Annotated in this window: 14 protein-coding genes; 7 read left to right on the top strand and 7 right to left on the bottom strand. The window is 64.2% G+C overall.

Features of this window, described 5'->3' with window-relative positions:
* Positions 1–101 precede the first annotated feature (101 nt).
* From IAG25_RS34250 to IAG25_RS34260, 3 genes are all read right to left on the bottom strand, one after another.
* Entirely contained in the window at positions 102–470 is a 369-nt protein-coding gene (locus tag IAG25_RS34250; protein ID WP_187608832.1) for a DUF883 family protein, read from the bottom strand.
* Positions 471–669: 199 nt separating this feature from the next.
* A complete protein-coding gene (gene lplT / locus IAG25_RS34255; protein ID WP_187608833.1) occupies positions 670–1,968 on the bottom strand; it encodes a lysophospholipid transporter LplT in 1,299 nt (432 codons plus the stop codon).
* Positions 1,969–2,130: 162 nt separating this feature from the next.
* A complete protein-coding gene (locus IAG25_RS34260) occupies positions 2,131–2,934 on the bottom strand; it encodes an inositol monophosphatase family protein (protein ID WP_187608834.1) in 804 nt (267 codons plus the stop codon).
* A gap of 128 nt (positions 2,935–3,062) precedes the next feature.
* Between IAG25_RS34260 and IAG25_RS34265 the strand changes: the two genes are divergently transcribed.
* Together IAG25_RS34265 and cysE are read left to right on the top strand one after the other, a co-directional pair.
* Positions 3,063–3,953, top strand: coding sequence for an RNA methyltransferase (locus tag IAG25_RS34265; RefSeq protein WP_255504149.1), 891 nt, complete (start codon positions 3,063–3,065; stop codon positions 3,951–3,953).
* Between the two features lie 188 nt (positions 3,954–4,141).
* Entirely contained in the window at positions 4,142–4,936 is a 795-nt protein-coding gene (gene cysE / locus IAG25_RS34270; protein ID WP_187608836.1) for a serine O-acetyltransferase, read from the top strand.
* Here cysE and IAG25_RS34275 read toward each other — a convergent pair.
* From IAG25_RS34275 to IAG25_RS34290, 4 genes are all read right to left on the bottom strand, one after another.
* Complete coding sequence (locus IAG25_RS34275) at positions 4,933–5,733, bottom strand: UDP-2,3-diacylglucosamine diphosphatase (protein WP_187608837.1); 801 nt, start codon at positions 5,731–5,733, stop codon at positions 4,933–4,935. The two genes, cysE and IAG25_RS34275, sit on opposite strands and share 4 nt — an antisense overlap.
* Positions 5,734–5,746: 13 nt before the next feature.
* Complete coding sequence (locus tag IAG25_RS34280; protein ID WP_187608838.1) at positions 5,747–6,238, bottom strand: peptidylprolyl isomerase; 492 nt, start codon at positions 6,236–6,238, stop codon at positions 5,747–5,749.
* 75 nt (positions 6,239–6,313) lie between these two features.
* Positions 6,314–6,895: a peptidylprolyl isomerase gene (locus IAG25_RS34285; protein ID WP_035503040.1), complete on the bottom strand. Its 582-nt coding sequence runs from the start codon at positions 6,893–6,895 to the stop codon at positions 6,314–6,316.
* Between the two features lie 51 nt (positions 6,896–6,946).
* Positions 6,947–7,624, bottom strand: coding sequence for a tetratricopeptide repeat protein (locus IAG25_RS34290; protein WP_187608877.1), 678 nt, complete (start codon positions 7,622–7,624; stop codon positions 6,947–6,949).
* Positions 7,625–8,183: 559 nt separating this feature from the next.
* On the opposite strand from IAG25_RS34290, the gene cysS reads away from it, so the two are divergent.
* From cysS to IAG25_RS34315, 5 genes are all read left to right on the top strand, one after another.
* On the top strand, positions 8,184–9,581 hold the full coding sequence (gene cysS / locus IAG25_RS34295; RefSeq protein WP_187608839.1) for a cysteine--tRNA ligase: 1,398 nt from the start codon (positions 8,184–8,186) through the stop codon (positions 9,579–9,581).
* 47 nt (positions 9,582–9,628) lie between these two features.
* Positions 9,629–10,642 (top strand): DNA-3-methyladenine glycosylase family protein, encoded by a 1,014-nt coding sequence (locus IAG25_RS34300; RefSeq protein WP_187608840.1) that lies wholly within the window; start codon positions 9,629–9,631, stop codon positions 10,640–10,642.
* Positions 10,643–10,771: 129 nt separating this feature from the next.
* Complete coding sequence (locus IAG25_RS34305; protein WP_035503035.1) at positions 10,772–11,743, top strand: acetyl-CoA carboxylase carboxyltransferase subunit alpha; 972 nt, start codon at positions 10,772–10,774, stop codon at positions 11,741–11,743.
* A gap of 38 nt (positions 11,744–11,781) precedes the next feature.
* A complete protein-coding gene (tilS, locus tag IAG25_RS34310; protein WP_187608841.1) occupies positions 11,782–13,209 on the top strand; it encodes a tRNA lysidine(34) synthetase TilS in 1,428 nt (475 codons plus the stop codon).
* Between the two features lie 324 nt (positions 13,210–13,533).
* Positions 13,534–14,784: an aspartate kinase gene (locus tag IAG25_RS34315; protein ID WP_035503032.1), complete on the top strand. Its 1,251-nt coding sequence runs from the start codon at positions 13,534–13,536 to the stop codon at positions 14,782–14,784.
* Positions 14,785–14,852 lie beyond the last annotated feature (68 nt).

Raw genomic sequence — 14,852 nt, forward strand, 5'->3', positions numbered from 1 at the left:
ACGCGTGCATCGCGCCCTCGCGGCTGTCGCGAGGGCGGAGCACGCAGCCGGAACGCGCGCGATGGCGTTCCGGCGGCAAGTTTCGATGATGCCGAAGCGCCTCACGCGCGCCCGGCGAGATAACCGACGAGCAACGCGAGACCGGCCACCGCGCCGAGCGTATGCCACGGCCTGTCATGGACGAAGTCGTCGGCGTAACCGGCGGCATCGTTCAGCCTGCCCGCCAGCGCGCCGTTCGCGCCATTCAACTGCGAACGCGCGGTTTTCAGTTTCGACTGCAACTCCTTGCGCAGCTTGTCCGTATCGATGTCCTTCGCGTTCTGGATAGAGCTTTCCAGATCGTCGAGCAGACTTCGCAACTGGCCGCTGGCCGAATCGACGGCGTCACTCGCACCGCGCACCGCGCGCTGGCCGAGATCGGCTGCGCCATTGATCTTGCTGTCGAGCGTCGAACGTGTGAACAATCCCATTTCCTTGCTCCTTTATTGACGTTGCCGAGTAATGATTATGGCCGGGTCCGCTTCGCATTCGTCACTGTAATCACAGCTCGCGCAGCAATCCCGGCGCGCGCCTACAGCGTTACGACTTCGCCCCGCCGCCTGCGTTCCATCCCTCTTCCTCGTCCGCCGGCGTCGGGGTATGAACCCAGAATACACCGTGGAGCAAGCTTCATTCCTCGACTAGCGCGCCGAGATCCGTTTCACGCTCGTTTTGCGTGTGGCGGCGCATGGCGAGCGCCATCATCAGGCACACGAAAAGGCCGAATACGACGATGATCCACTGCACCGGCACCTTGGTCGTCAGAAGCAGCGCGTAAGCGCCGAGCATCGCGAGCACGGCGAGATTCTGGTTGAAGTTCTGCACCGCGATGGAGTGCCCGGCGGAAAGCAGCGTCGCGCCGCGATGCTGGAGGATCGCGTTCATCGGCACGATGAAGAAACCGGATAAACCGCCCAGCGCAATCATCAGCGGATACGCCATCAGGATGTACGCGGGCGCGAACAACGGACCGATCTGCACGCCCGAGCCCGCCGGGAACAAATCCTTGTTGTAGAACGCCATCGCGACCGATACGGCGCCGATGAGCACGCCCACCGGCAGCACCTTGAGCGACTGGCGCAGCACGATCCACGCGGACGCCGCCGCCGCGCCGAGCGCGATGCCGATGCCCGTTACGCCCTGCAGCACGGCGGCCTTCGAGAGCGTCAGGCCGAGGTTCGCATCGGCCCATTTGAGCACGAGCAACTGGAGCGTGACGGCCGCGCCCCAGAGCAGCGTCGTGACCCACAGCGCGATCTGCGCGAGCTTGTCCTTCCACAGCACCTTGAAGCAATGCGAGAAATCGTGGACGAGCCGGGTCGGCTGGTTCAAGAGATTCGGGTAGCGCGCGCCGGTGTCCGGAATGAACACGTTGATGACGGCCGCCGACGCATAGATCACCATCACGGCGAACAGCGCGGCGTGCGCGGCGGTGTTCACGAGCGGCAGATGCGCATGTGTGGCCCAGCGCCCGACGACCTGACTCACGAGCGCGCCGCCGATCACGGTGCCGAGAATCGTCGAGCCGACCGTGGCGGATTCGAGCCACGCGTTCGCGGCGATCAGCTTCTGCGGCGGCAGGAGCTCGGTGAGAATGCCGTACTTCGCGGGCGAATACGCGGCCGCGCCCAGACCGACGACGCCGTACGCGAGCATCGGATGGACGCCTGCGATCATCATCGCGCAGCCGGCCGCCTTGAGCGCGTTCGAGACGAACATGACGTGGCGCTTCTGAATGGCATCGGCGAATGCGCCCACGAATGGTGCGAGCACCACATACGAAATCGTGAAGAAGATTTGCAAAAGCGGCGTGACCCACGGCGCCGAATGCACGACGGCGAGCATGGCGATCGCGGCGATCAAGAGCGCATTGTCGGCGAGCGACGAAACGAACTGCGCAGCGATGATCGTGTAGAAGCCTTTCTTCATGAGCAGGGGTGACGTGTGGCGCGGCGCGCGCCGCAGGAGCGGACAGACGGGGGAAAAGCTTGCACTGTAGCGGAGCCCCGCATTCGTTGCAGAGCAGGCAGCGCGCCCGAAGCGCGAGGGAAGAGAAACGACGGAGCGCAGGGCGCGCTCCGTCGATGCGGCTTATTCGCCGGTCAGACGCGTGCGCGAGTACATGTCGAGAATCTTGATCATCTGCGCGTACACCTTCGGATTGGCCGCGACGATCTCGTTCTTGAAGAGGAAATCGGATTCGCCGGTGTAGTTGCCGACGAGCCCGCCCGCTTCCGTGATCATCAGGCTGCCCGCCGCCACGTCCCACGGATGGATGCCTTGCTCGAAGAAGCCGTCGAGACGCCCGGCCGCGACGTTCGCGAGATCGAGCGCGGCGGCGCCCGGACGGCGCAGGCCCGCGCACGACAGCGTCATTTCGCTGAAGAGGCGCATGTAGCCGTTCAGGCCCTGGCCGTCGCGGAACGGGAAGCCCGTACCGATGAGCGCATCCGACAGACGATCCAGTTTGCCGACGCGGATGCGCCGTTCGTTCAGATACGCGCCGCGGCCGCGCGATGCGGTGAAGAGGTCGTTGCGCGTCGGATCGTAGATGACGGCCTGCTGCACGACGCCCTTGTGCGCGAGCGCGATCGACACGCAGTAGTACGGGAAGCCGTGGATGAAGTTGGTCGTGCCGTCAAGCGGATCGATGATCCACTGGAACTCCGACTCGCGATCCGTTTCGCCGGATTCTTCGGCGAGGATGGAGTGATCGGGATAGGCGGTGTGCAGCGTCTCGATGATGGCGGCTTCGGACGCTTTGTCGACTTCCGTCACGAAGTCGTTGTGCTGTTTCTTGCTGACCTGGATGCGGTCCAGATCGAGCGACGCGCGATTGATGATCTGTCCGGCGCGGCGTGCGGCCTTGACAGCGATGTTGAGCATCGGATGCATGAGCGAAATCCTCTGACGGCCGGCGCTCACGTGAAATGAATGCGCGGACGGAAAAGTTGGCGACAACGACTATGTCGACGAAAGACGAATTGAATAAGAGCGGTGCGTCCGCGCGAAGGTTCGACTGAATGAAAAAACCGTTCGCGGCGCGCGAAGGGGCCATTTTACCCGAAAGTGGCCGCGCGTTTTCGCCGCTTCGGCAAAGCGCGTTAACATATCGGCTTCGCACATTCAGCACATATCGCGCCTTGGAACCCAACGAACTTTCCGCGCCCGCAGGCGGCTTCACCTCCACGCGCTTCATCCTCGTCGAGCCGAGTCATCCCGGCAATGTCGGCGCGGCCGCACGCGCGTTGAAGACGATGGGCTTCGCGCGCCTCGTCCTCGTCGCGCCGCGACTGGCCGACGTCAAGAACGAGCCCGAAGCCATCGCGATGGCCTCCGGCGCCGATGACGTCCTCGCGTCCGCCCATGTCGTCGATTCCCTCGCCGATGCCCTCGTGGGCGTGCACTGGTCGGTCGCGCTCACGGCGCGCATGCGCGAATACGGTCCGCCGCAGATGCCGCCGCGCGCGCTCGCCGAACGCGCGCACGAATTCGTGCGTCACGGCGACATCGCGCTCGTATTCGGCAACGAGCGCACGGGGCTGTCGAACGCGGATGTCGAGCGCTGCAGCGCGCTCGCGCATATTCCCGCCAACCCCGCCTACAGCTCGCTCAATCTCGCGCAGGCCGTCCAGGTGCTCGCCTACGAACTGCGGCTCGCGTTTCAGACGCCCGCGAATGCGCTTGCCGTCGTCGAATCGGCGGGGCAGAGCGCGTCGAGCGAAGAAATAGAAGGCATGTACGCGCATCTCGAAGACGCGCTCGTCGCGCTGGATTTCCTCGATCCGGCCAATCCGAAGAAGCTGATGTCGCGCGTGCGGCGGCTCTTCGCGCGATCGGGACTGGAGCGCGAAGAAGTGAATATCCTCCGCGGAATGGCGAAGCACATCCTGCTGCACACCAAGAAAGACTAGAACGCGCGTGCCCTCGCTTGCCCGATGGCGACGACCGCGCTGCCGTCGGGGGCATCGAGCGAACTCTTCGCGCTCGTCCTACAATCGGCGAAAAACGGCGACAGCCGATATAAGCTTTGCGCGTTCCGTGCTTTAGGTTTTCATTGCACGGACGCCTGCACGCCCCTTCCCACAATCGAGATACCGCCATGTTCGACCGACTTCGCGAAGACATCGCCGCCATCCGCGAGCGCGATCCCGCCGCCCGCAGCGCCTGGGAAGTCGTCACCTGTTATCCCGGGCTGCACGCGATCGTCCTGCATCGCGTGGCGAACGCGTGCTGGCGCGGGCAATGGCGCTGGCTCGCGCGGTTCGTGTCGCAGATCGCGCGCTTTCTCACGGGCATCGAGATTCATCCGGGCGCGACGCTCGGGCGGCGCGTGTTCATCGATCACGGCATGGGCGTGGTGATCGGCGAGACGGCGGAAATCGGCGACGACTGCACCATCTATCAGGGCGTGACGCTCGGCGGCACGTCGCTCACGCGCGGGGCGAAGCGCCATCCGACGCTCGAACGCGGCGTGATCGTCGGCGCGGGCGCGAAGGTGCTCGGCGGCTTTACTGTCGGCGCGGAAGCGAAGATCGGTTCGAACGCGGTGGTCGTGAAGCCGGTGCCGGCGGGCGGCACGGCCGTAGGCAATCCAGCGCGCATCGTGATGCCGGCGGTTTCGAAGCCGAAGGAAACGAAGAGCGAAGGCTTCTGCGCCTACGGCATCACGCCGAACGCTGACGATCCGGTGTCGCTCGCGATCCACGGCCTGATCGATCACGCGTCGACGCAGACACAGCGCATCGACGACATCGTAGCGGCGCTGGAGCGGCTCGGCGCGCGCGTCGAAGCGCTCAATGCCGTCGATGGCGCCGCGCTCGTCGATCTCAAGCGCCTGTGCACGTCGATGGACGGCAAGGCCACGGAAGAGCGGGTCGCGTCGCTCGAACGCTAGAGCGGCAGCGCGCGCACGCCTTCGTCATCGAGGCGCAGATAGCCGCCGCGCGGCGTGTTCGCATCCAGTTCCCAGTCGGGCAGGACCCAGCGCACGCCCGCGACTTCGCGATGCATCGCCGGACGATGCGTGTGGCCGTGAATCAGCGTATTCGTGTGGCTGTGGATGAAAAGCTCGGACACGGCCTTCTTCGTGACATCGTATTTCGCCTTGTCGCCCATCACGCGCGAGCCTTCGCTTTTCGTGCGCATGCGCTGGCCGATCCCGAGGCGCGTGTCGAGCGGCAACGCCAGAAAAAGACGCTGCGCGAAGCGGTTGCGCGCGAACTTGCGGAAGCCCTGATACGCGCGATCCGCCGTGCACAGGCCATCGCCGTGCGCGAGCACGACGCGCCTGCCGAACGCGGTGATCACGAACGGGTCGGGCAGCGGCATTGCGCCCGCGTCTTTCATGAAGCGCTTGCCCAGCAGGAAATCGCGATTGCCGTGCATCACGTAGAGACCGATGCCGCGTTCGGAGAGCGTGTGCATGAGGCGCGTCATGCGGCGCGCGAAGCTGGCGCGCGCGTCGTTCGCGGGACCATCGAGAACGTCGTCGCCGATCCAGAACTCGAACAGGTCGCCGAGAATGAAAACGGAGTCCGCATCGTTCGCCGTGACCTCGATGAAATGCTCGAAAGCCGCGACCGTTTTCGGAATCGCTTCCGAGAGATGCAGATCGGCAATGAAAAACAGCGGGCGCGCGTTGTTCGCTGCACCCGCTGCTTCGCGATCGAATGAAGTCTTCGTATCGATCATGCAATGACCAGGATCAGACCACGACGGCCTTCTCGATCACCACGTCGTCGACCGGCACGTCCTGATGGAAGCCCTTCGAACCGGTCTTGACCTTCTTGATCTTCTCGACGACATCCATGCCTTCGACCACCTTGCCGAACACCGTGTAGCCCCAGCCTTGCGGCGTCGGCGACGAATGGTTCAGGAAGTCGTTGTCTTTCACGTTGATGAAGAACTGCGCGGTCGCCGAATGCGGATCGTTCGTGCGCGCCATCGCGACCGTGCCGGCGTCGTTCTTGAGACCGTTGTTCGCTTCGTTGTTGACCGGCGCATCCGTCGGCTTCTGGTTCATGCCCGGCTCGAAGCCGCCGCCCTGGATCATGAAGCCGTCGATCACGCGGTGGAACACGGTGTTGTCGTAGTGACCCTTCTTCACGTAGTTGAGGAAGTTCTCGACGGTCTTCGGCGCCTTGTCCGCGTCCAGTTCCAGCTTGATGACGCCGTGGTTGGTATGTAGTTCGACCATGATGATGTTCACTCCATTGAGTTTGATTGAGCGCTGGCGCGGCGCGCGCGCCAGGTTAGCGACAGGCGCTTCGGATTACTGCGAGACCACGGTGGCCGACTCGATCACGGTCGGCTTTTGCGGCACGTCCTGCATCGGCCCGCGCGTGGTGGTCGGGCTGCCTTCGATCTTCTTCACGACGTCCATGCCCGCGACGACCTTGCCGAACACGGCATAGCCGTTGCCGTCCGGGCTCGGATAGTCGAGACCCGCATTATCGACCGTATTGATGAAGAACTGGGCGGTGGCCGAGTTCGGGTCGCTCGTGCGCGCCATCGCGAGCGTGCCCGTGGCGTTCTTCAGACCGTTCCTGCTTTCGAGCGGGATCGGCGCGCGCGTCGGCTTCTCGGCGAAGCTCGTGCTGAAACCGCCGCCCTGGATCATGAAGCCCGGAATCACGCGATGGAAGATCGTGCCGCTGTACTGACCGGACTTCACATAGTCAAGAAAGTTCGCAACGGTCTTCGGCGCTTTCTCGGGATACAACTCGACCTTGATGTCGCCTTGCGTGGTCTTGATGAGCACGGTGGGGTGCGCGGCCTGCGCATTCGGCTGGGCGAACGCCGGCGCGCTCGCAATCAGGGCCGCGCTCGAAAGCGCCAACATCAGGAATTTCATGAAGGATCGATCCTCGTGTGGTGAATGCGGACAGTCGGCAGCGAAGGGCGCTTACGGCTGCGCCTTCGGTGCGACATAGGGCGTGGTCGGCAGCGGGCCGGTCGGGCCGCCGAACGGCGAGAACTCGTCGGGCGCGGGCATGGCCGGCGACACCGGGCCGGACGCGGGCGCCCATTCATCGGCGGCCGTGCGCGGCGCGATGGCCGCGCCCGCTCCGGATGCGCCGTCGGCTGTCCCCGCGCGCTTCTTCGGCGGCGTGTAGATGTTCTGGATAGCCGTGATGCGCTGGCTCGTGAGCGGGCTCTTCGAGCCGAGCGACTGCGCGCGCTTGTACGACTCGCTCGCGAGACGAAGATAAAGATCGCCCAGGTTGTCGTAGGCGAGCGCATAGCCGGGGTTCGCCTTGACCGCCGTTTCGAGCGCGGCGCGCGCGTCTTCGTAGCGGCCCTTCTTCGCGTAGAGCGCGGCGAGGTTGTTGTACGGCTCGGGCAGTTCGGGATAGGCCTGCGTGATTTCGGTGAAGGCGGCGATGGCGTCGTCGTCGCGGTTCAGTCGCGCGAGCACGGTGGCGCGCTTGAACTTCGCCTGCACGTCGCGCGGATTGCTCGCGATGCGCGCATCGAGTTGCGTGAGCGCGGCGTTCCAGTCTTTGTTCGCGATGGCCGAGTCGATTTGCGGCGTGTCATCGCGCGTGGCGGTCGAGGTCTGCGCGAGCGCGGCCCCGGACATGCCGACGCATGCGGCGAACGCGAAGGTGGCGATGGCGAGCGTCCGGGAAGCGAACCGGCAAGAGAGTTGCAGAGACGTGCGCGCTTTGCGATGAGTCACTTGGAATCGAGTCAAAGAATGATGCAGCGAAAGAAGCCACGAAAGCGGCGAAAGAGACCGCGAGCGCGTGGATGCGTGAACGATCGCGACGATCGATGTGCGAGCAGAAATGCCCGATGCGGCACACCGTCCGGCAAGGCTTTCAGCCTGGCCCGGAGCGCGGCTCGTAAAGCCCGCCGCGCGGCCGCTTCGACATTTCATAGGCTCAAGTCCCGGTGTTATACTCCGACCCATTCTAACAAAAGGTCTGCACGTCCCGCGCACGTGTCTTGCGCCTGGTTCTCCAGGCACGCGTATCGCGCCGGCGCCAGACTGTCTTTTGCCACTCGTGGCCGCTTCCGTCCTGGTCGCATGACCGTCGTGTTCGTGCTCGCGTGTGGGTCTCGTTCGCTCCCGCACGCATCGACCACGCCGCCTGCTGCCCTGCACACGGTTGACTCCGGTCTATGCTTCGCCTTCTATGAACTCGCTGCGCATCTACAACACGCTCGCCCGTGACAAGCAACCCTTCACGCCGCTCAAAGCCGGCGAGGTACGCATGTATGTCTGCGGAATGACGGTGTATGACTATTGTCACATCGGCCATGCGCGCGTGATGGTGGTGTTCGATATTGTGCAACGATGGCTGCGCACGATCGGCTACAAGGTCACGTTCGTGCAGAACATCACGGACATCGACGACAAGATCATCCGCCGCGCGGTCGAGAACAACGAGCCGATCAAGTCGCTCACGCATCGCTTCATCACGGCGATGCATGAAGATGCCGACGCGCTCGGCGTCCAGCGCCCGAACATCGAGCCGCGCGCGACCGACTTCATCCCGCAGATGCTCGGCATGATCGATGCGTTGCAGGCGAACGGCTACGCATATCAGGCGAAGGACGGCGACGTGAACTACGCGGTGCGCAAGTTCGCCGACTACGGCAAGCTCTCGGGCAAGTCGCTCGAAGACCTGCGCGCGGGCGAGCGCGTCGCCGCGAACGACGCGAAGGAAGATCCGCTCGACTTCGTGCTGTGGAAGCAGGCGAAGCCCAACGAACCCGCCGACTCCGGCTGGGATTCGAAGTGGGGCCGCGGACGTCCGGGCTGGCACATCGAATGTTCGGCGATGGGCTGCACGCTGCTCGGCGATCAGTTCGACATCCACGGCGGCGGGCAGGACCTGCAGTTTCCGCATCACGAGAACGAGATCGCGCAGAGCGAAGGCGCGACCGGCAAGCGGTTCGTGAACTACTGGATGCACAACGGCTATGTGCAGATCGACAACGAGAAGATGTCGAAGTCGCTCGGCAACTTCTTCACGATCCGCGAAGTCCTTGAAAAATTTGATGCTGAAGTCGTGCGCTTCTTTATTGCGCGGGCACACTATCGTTCGCCGCTGAATTACAGCGACGTGCATATCGACGATGCGAAGAACGCATTGACGCGCCTATATACGGCGTTGAAGGATGTCGAGCCGGACAATCAGCAACTTGACTGGAACGAGGCGAGCGCGCAGCGTTTCCAGTCTGCGATGAACGACGACTTCAACACGCCCGTGGCCGTGTCGGTGCTGTTCGATCTCGCGAGCGAAGTGAATCGTACGCGCGATCCCGCGCTCGCTCGCCAGCTCAAGGGTCTCGCGGGCGTGCTCGGTCTGCTCGGGCGCGAACCGCGTGCGTTCCTGCAGCAGGCGAGCGGCACGGGTTCGGAGCAAGGACTCTCGCCGCAAGAGATCGAAGCGAAGATCGCCGCGCGCATCGCCGCGAAGCAAGCGAAGAACTATGCCGAAGCAGACCGGATTCGCGCCGAATTGCTCGAAGCCGGTATTGCGCTTGAAGACAAACCGGGTGGGTCGACCGAATGGCGCCGCGTTTGAACGCGGCCCTTCGTACCCTCTGATCGACTCACCAGGCAGGAGGCAAGATGGCAACGGCCAGGAAGACGCCGGTCAAACGACCCGCGTCTGTTAGCGATGCGTCGGGCGCGGCAAAGCGCACGCGCGGCGCGCAAACGAAAGCGAACACGCAGAAGATCGATGGCGCAGGTGCAACGGTCGGCCGCAAGACGGCCAGAAGCGCTGCACTCAAGGCGGCGAAGCCCGGGACGGCGGCGCGCCTGAACGGCGCCGCGCGGCCATCGAAGGCGGGTACGGAAGAAGCCGAAGCGTCGCCCGCGAAGGGCAACGGCCGCGCTGTCGCCGGCGATGGCGCGAACGCGCAGGCGCTCGTCGCGGAGCGTGGCGAGGTCGTGCGCAAGTCGCGCGTCGTCACGTCCGATGCGGCGGTACCGGTGCAGATCGGCGGGCTCACGCGCGAGATCGTTCGTCCCGACTACTGGGATCGCGCATGCGCCGATCTCATGAAGCGTGACCGCATCCTCAAGAAGCTGATCCCGAAGTTCGGCGAGATCCATCTCGTCAATCTCGGCGATCCGTTTTCGACGCTCGCGCGCTCGGTGGCCGGTCAGCAGATTTCCGTGAAGGCCGCGCAAGCAATCTGGGAACGCGTGAAAGGCGCGTGTCCCGAGGTTCACCCCGCGCATTTCATCCGGCTCGGCCACGAGAAGCTGCAGGCGTGCGGCTTGTCCCGACGCAAGGCCGAATACATTCTCGATCTCGCGCAGCATTTCGAATCCGGTGCGCTGCATGTCGATGCATGGACATCGATGGACGACGAAGCCGTCATCGCCGAGCTTACGCAGATTCGCGGCATCGGCCGATGGACCGCCGAGATGTTCCTCATCTTCAATCTGTCGCGGCCGGACGTTTTGCCGCTCGACGATCTCGGGCTGATTCAGGCCATCAGCGTCAACTACTTCAGCGGGGAGCCGGTGACGCGCAGCGAGGCGCGCGAAGTGGCAGCGAACTGGGAGCCATGGCGTACGGTCGCGACGTGGTACATGTGGCGCAGTCTCAATCCGATTCCGGCGGATCATTAAAATACACACGCGCAGGACGCGCGAATTTCGCGGGCTATCGTTGATTTATAATCGATAGTTCCCGCGCGAATTTTTGAGGGACGGACGCGGTTAGAATACGCGCTGCCCGCTGTTCTAGGACTCGAACATATGAAGACCACGTTTCTGGATTTCGAGCAGCCGATCGCTGAACTCGAAGCGAAGATCGAAGAACTCCGCTTCGTTCAGGACGATTCCGCTGTCGATATTTCGGAAGAAATCGAGCGGCTGTCGAAAAAGAGCCAGCAGCTCACGAAGGATCTCTACGCGAACCTGTCACCGTGGCAGGTTTCGCAAATCGCGCGTCACCCGCAGCGCCCGTACACGCTCGACTATGTGAGCGAGCTTTTCACCGATTTCCACGAACTGCATGGCGATCGCGCCTATGCGGACGACCTCGCGATCGTCGGCGGCTTTGCGCGCTTCAACGGTCAGCCGTGCATGATCATCGGTCATCAGAAGGGCCGCGACACGAAGGAACGCGCGCTGCGCAACTTCGGCATGCCGCGCCCCGAGGGTTATCGCAAGGCCGAGCGTCTGATGCGCACGGCGGAGAAGTTCAGCCTGCCGATCTTCACGTTCGTCGATACGCCGGGCGCGTATCCGGGCATCGGCGCGGAAGAGCGCGGACAGTCCGAAGCCATCGGACGCAATCTGTATGTGATGGCCGAGCTCAAGACGCCGATCATCACGACGATCATCGGCGAAGGCGGCTCGGGCGGTGCACTCGCGATCGCCGTCGCCGACACCGTGATGATGCTGCAGTTCTCCACCTACTCAGTGATCTCGCCCGAAGGCTGCGCGTCGATTCTGTGGAAGAGCGCGGCGAAGGCGCCGGAAGCGGCCGAAGCGCTCGGCCTCACCGCGCATCGCCTGAAGGCGCTCGGTCTCATCGACAAGATCGTGAACGAGCCGCTCGGCGGCGCGCATCGCGATGCGAAGGGCATGGCCGCGCTCCTGCGTCGCGCGCTCGCCGATTCGCTGCGTCAGTTCCAGGGCATGAGCGTCAACGACTTGCGCGAGCGCCGCTTCGAGAAGCTGATGGCGTACGGCAAGTACAAGGAATCGCTGCCGGGCGCGTAAGCCCGCCAACTTCGGCAACTCATCTTTCACGAACTCTCGTGACTTCCGATAACGAAACCCCAGCCGGCCGCCTCGTCTTCGAGGCGGTGCGCGCGACGGTTTCGGACGCGGATCTTTCCTCCGATGCACTTCTCGCGGTGGCATTGAGCGGCGGACTCGACTCCACCGTGCTGCTCGATGCGGCCGTGCGCTGCTTCGGCGCGCGGCGGGTCGTCGCGTTCCACATTCATCACGGCCTGAGCCCCAACGCGAACGCGTGGGCCGCGCATTGCGAAAGCTTTGCGGCATCGCTCGACGTGCGTTACGCCGCCCGTCATGTCGATGTCGCGCGCGCGGGCGGCGAGAGCCTCGAAGCGGCGGCGCGCGACGCGCGTTACCGTGCGCTCGACGACCTCTGCGACGAGCACGGCGCGAACGCACTGCTGATCGCGCATCACGCCGACGATCAGGCCGAAACCGTGCTGCTGCAACTGCTGCGCGGCGCGGGCGTCGCGGGTCTCGCGGCGATGGCGCCGCAGCGCGCGGACGGAGCGGTGCCGCGTCTGCGTCCGCTGCTGCGATTGCTGCGCGCGCAGCTCGAGCAATACGCGCACGAACATGATCTGAGCTGGATCGACGACGAATCCAACGGCGACACGCGCTATTCGCGCAACGCGCTGCGGCATGACGTGCTGCCTGTGCTCGCCGTGCATTTTCCCGGTTTTCGCGACGCGCTTGCGCGCACGGCATCGCATGCGGCGTCGGCGCAGCGGCTTCTGGACCAGCTCGCGCGCATCGATCTGGCGCACGTGCAGAGCGCGGGCGAAGAGGGCGCGCTGATGCTCGACGCGTTCCTCGCCCTCGACGACGACCGCGCGATCAACCTCATGCGTTTCTGGATGCGCTCGCGCGGCTTGCTGGCGGCATCGACGGCGCGTATCGCCGACATGCTGCGCCAGTTGCGCGATGCGGCCGCCGCGCGCGATGGCCATGCGCTGCGCGTTGATCATGCCGGGCATAGCCTGCGTGTTTATCGCAATGTGTTGTTCTGGGAGCCGGGCGACAGCGGCGATGCGCCCGATCTCGACGAAGGCGCGCCCGCGTTCAAAGCCGCGCAGGAACTGCAATGGCAGGGCGAAGAGGTATGGCGTCTGCCGCAGTGGCGCGGCTCGTTCGTGTTCGAACCCGTCGATGAACCCGCCGATAACGTCGTCGGCGACGGCGTGCTGCGTGCCGCGCCGCTCGTCGCGCGCTCGCGTGCCGGCGGCGAGCGCATGCGCGTCGCGTCCGAAGCGCCGAGCCGCACGCTCAAGAATCTGTTCCAGGAGCGCGGCGTGCCCGCCTGGAAGCGCGATGTGCCGCTGCTTTTCGTCGGCGACGCGTTGCTGTTCGTGCCGCATGTGGGCGTGAATCGCGACGCGGCGCCTAGCGCGGCGCTCGGGTCGCTGCGCCGCATTTCGTGGCGGCCGGATTTGCTGCTGGCGTAGGGTGCTTTTCAGCAGCCGTTGTGCCGAAGCCGGTAAAATCGGCGTCACCGGCGCTCCATCTTGTAATTTCAGCCTCGATCGGGTACGGTAACTCGTTTCGCCCAGGCGCGTTTTTGCGCGGCATCTCCGTTCAAAAGACTCGATTTCGCCCGCATCGACGCATCCGTGCGCCGCGTACAACATTCGTGCGAGCGCGCGACGGGCGTGCGGCAGCGCCCGCTGTTCGTAGGCTTCGACATCCCCTGAAGCAAATCGAGCGCGAGTCTCAAGCGCTCTCGCGCCAACGCGCGTGAAGCGCGGTTTTCCCTCCAGTTCAAAACGACAATGGCACTCATCGTACACAAATACGGCGGCACTTCGATGGGCTCGGTCGAGCGCATCAAGAACGTCGCCAAGCGCGTCGCCAAATGGCACAAGGCAGGCCACAAGATGGTCGTCGTGCCCTCGGCGATGTCCGGCGAAACCAATCGCCTGCTCGGCCTCGCACGCGACATCAAGGCCGACCCGGACCCGCGCGAACTCGACATGATTGCCTCCACCGGCGAGCAGGTGAGCGTGGGGCTTCTCGCCATCGCGCTGCACGCCGAAGGCCTCGACGCCGTGAGTTATGCCGGCTGGCAAGTGCCGATCAAGACGGACAGCGCGTTCACGAAGGCGCGCATCAGCGAAATCGACGGCGAGCGCGTGCTGAAGGATCTCGACGCGGGCAAGGTCGTGGTCATCACGGGCTTCCAGGGCGTCGATCCGGAAGGTCATATCGCGACGCTCGGCCGCGGCGGCTCGGACACGTCGGCCGTGGCCATTGCGGCGGCCATGAAGGCGGACGAGTGCCTGATCTACACCGACGTCGACGGCGTCTACACGACCGATCCGCGCGTCGTCGAAGAAGCGCGCCGGCTCGACCGCGTGACCTTCGAGGAAATGCTGGAAATGGCGAGCTTGGGCTCGAAGGTGCTGCAGATCCGCTCGGTGGAATTCGCCGGCAAGTATCAGGTGAAGACGCGCGTGCTCTCCAGCCTGACCGATCCGCTGATGCCGCTCGAAGCCGAAATGCACTCCGGCACCCTGATTACTTTTGAAGAAGACGAGAACATGGAAAAAGCAGTGATTTCTGGCATCGCGTTCCAGCGCGACGAAGCGCGCATCGCGGTCATGGGCGTGCCCGACAAGCCGGGCGTCGCGTATCAGATTCTCGGACCGGTCGCCGATGCGAACATCGACATCGACATGATCATTCAGAACCAGAGCGTGAACGGCAAGACCGACTTCACGTTCACGGTCGGCCGCGGCGATTACCACCGCGCGCTCGAAATCCTGAACAACCAGGTGAAGGGCCACGTGCAGGCGGAAACCGTGCTGGGCGACCCGAAGGTGTCGAAGGTGTCGGTGGTGGGCGTTGGCATGCGCTCGCATGTGGGCATCGCGAGCACGATGTTCCGCACGCTGTCGGAAGAGGGCATCAACATCCAGATGATCTCCACATCGGAAATCAAGATTTCGGTGCTGATCGACGAGAAGTACACCGAACTCGCCGTGCGCGCGCTGCACAAGGCGTTCGAGCTCGACCGCGCGTAAATAGCGCGGGTTTGAATCCTGCGCTCCGTTGCGGTTTGCGGAGCAGGGCCTTTCGGTATTGATCGTTT

This window comes from Caballeronia sp. EK (assembly GCF_014384845.1).
Lineage (GTDB): Bacteria > Pseudomonadota > Gammaproteobacteria > Burkholderiales > Burkholderiaceae > Caballeronia > Caballeronia jiangsuensis.

Bases quoted from the DNA above. Each gene is read 5' to 3' on its own strand.
- cysE (WP_187608836.1), top strand. From the start codon at position 4,142: ATGTTCGACCGACTTCGCGAAGACATCGCCGCCATCCGCGAGCGCGAT.
- IAG25_RS34285 (WP_035503040.1), bottom strand. From the start codon at position 6,895: ATGAAATTCCTGATGTTGGCGCTTTCGAGCGCGGCCCTGATTGCGAGC.
- IAG25_RS34315 (WP_035503032.1), top strand. From the start codon at position 13,534: ATGGCACTCATCGTACACAAATACGGCGGCACTTCGATGGGCTCGGTC.
- IAG25_RS34265 (WP_255504149.1), top strand. From the start codon at position 3,063: ATGAAAAAACCGTTCGCGGCGCGCGAAGGGGCCATTTTACCCGAAAGT.
- IAG25_RS34275 (WP_187608837.1), bottom strand. From the start codon at position 5,733: ATGATCGATACGAAGACTTCATTCGATCGCGAAGCAGCGGGTGCAGCG.
- IAG25_RS34305 (WP_035503035.1), top strand. From the start codon at position 10,772: ATGAAGACCACGTTTCTGGATTTCGAGCAGCCGATCGCTGAACTCGAA.
- lplT (WP_187608833.1), bottom strand. From the start codon at position 1,968: ATGAAGAAAGGCTTCTACACGATCATCGCTGCGCAGTTCGTTTCGTCG.
- cysS (WP_187608839.1), top strand. From the start codon at position 8,184: ATGAACTCGCTGCGCATCTACAACACGCTCGCCCGTGACAAGCAACCC.
- IAG25_RS34260 (WP_187608834.1), bottom strand. From the start codon at position 2,934: ATGCATCCGATGCTCAACATCGCTGTCAAGGCCGCACGCCGCGCCGGA.
- IAG25_RS34250 (WP_187608832.1), bottom strand. From the start codon at position 470: ATGGGATTGTTCACACGTTCGACGCTCGACAGCAAGATCAATGGCGCA.
- IAG25_RS34280 (WP_187608838.1), bottom strand. From the start codon at position 6,238: ATGGTCGAACTACATACCAACCACGGCGTCATCAAGCTGGAACTGGAC.
- IAG25_RS34290 (WP_187608877.1), bottom strand. From the start codon at position 7,624: ATGTCCGGGGCCGCGCTCGCGCAGACCTCGACCGCCACGCGCGATGAC.
- IAG25_RS34300 (WP_187608840.1), top strand. From the start codon at position 9,629: ATGGCAACGGCCAGGAAGACGCCGGTCAAACGACCCGCGTCTGTTAGC.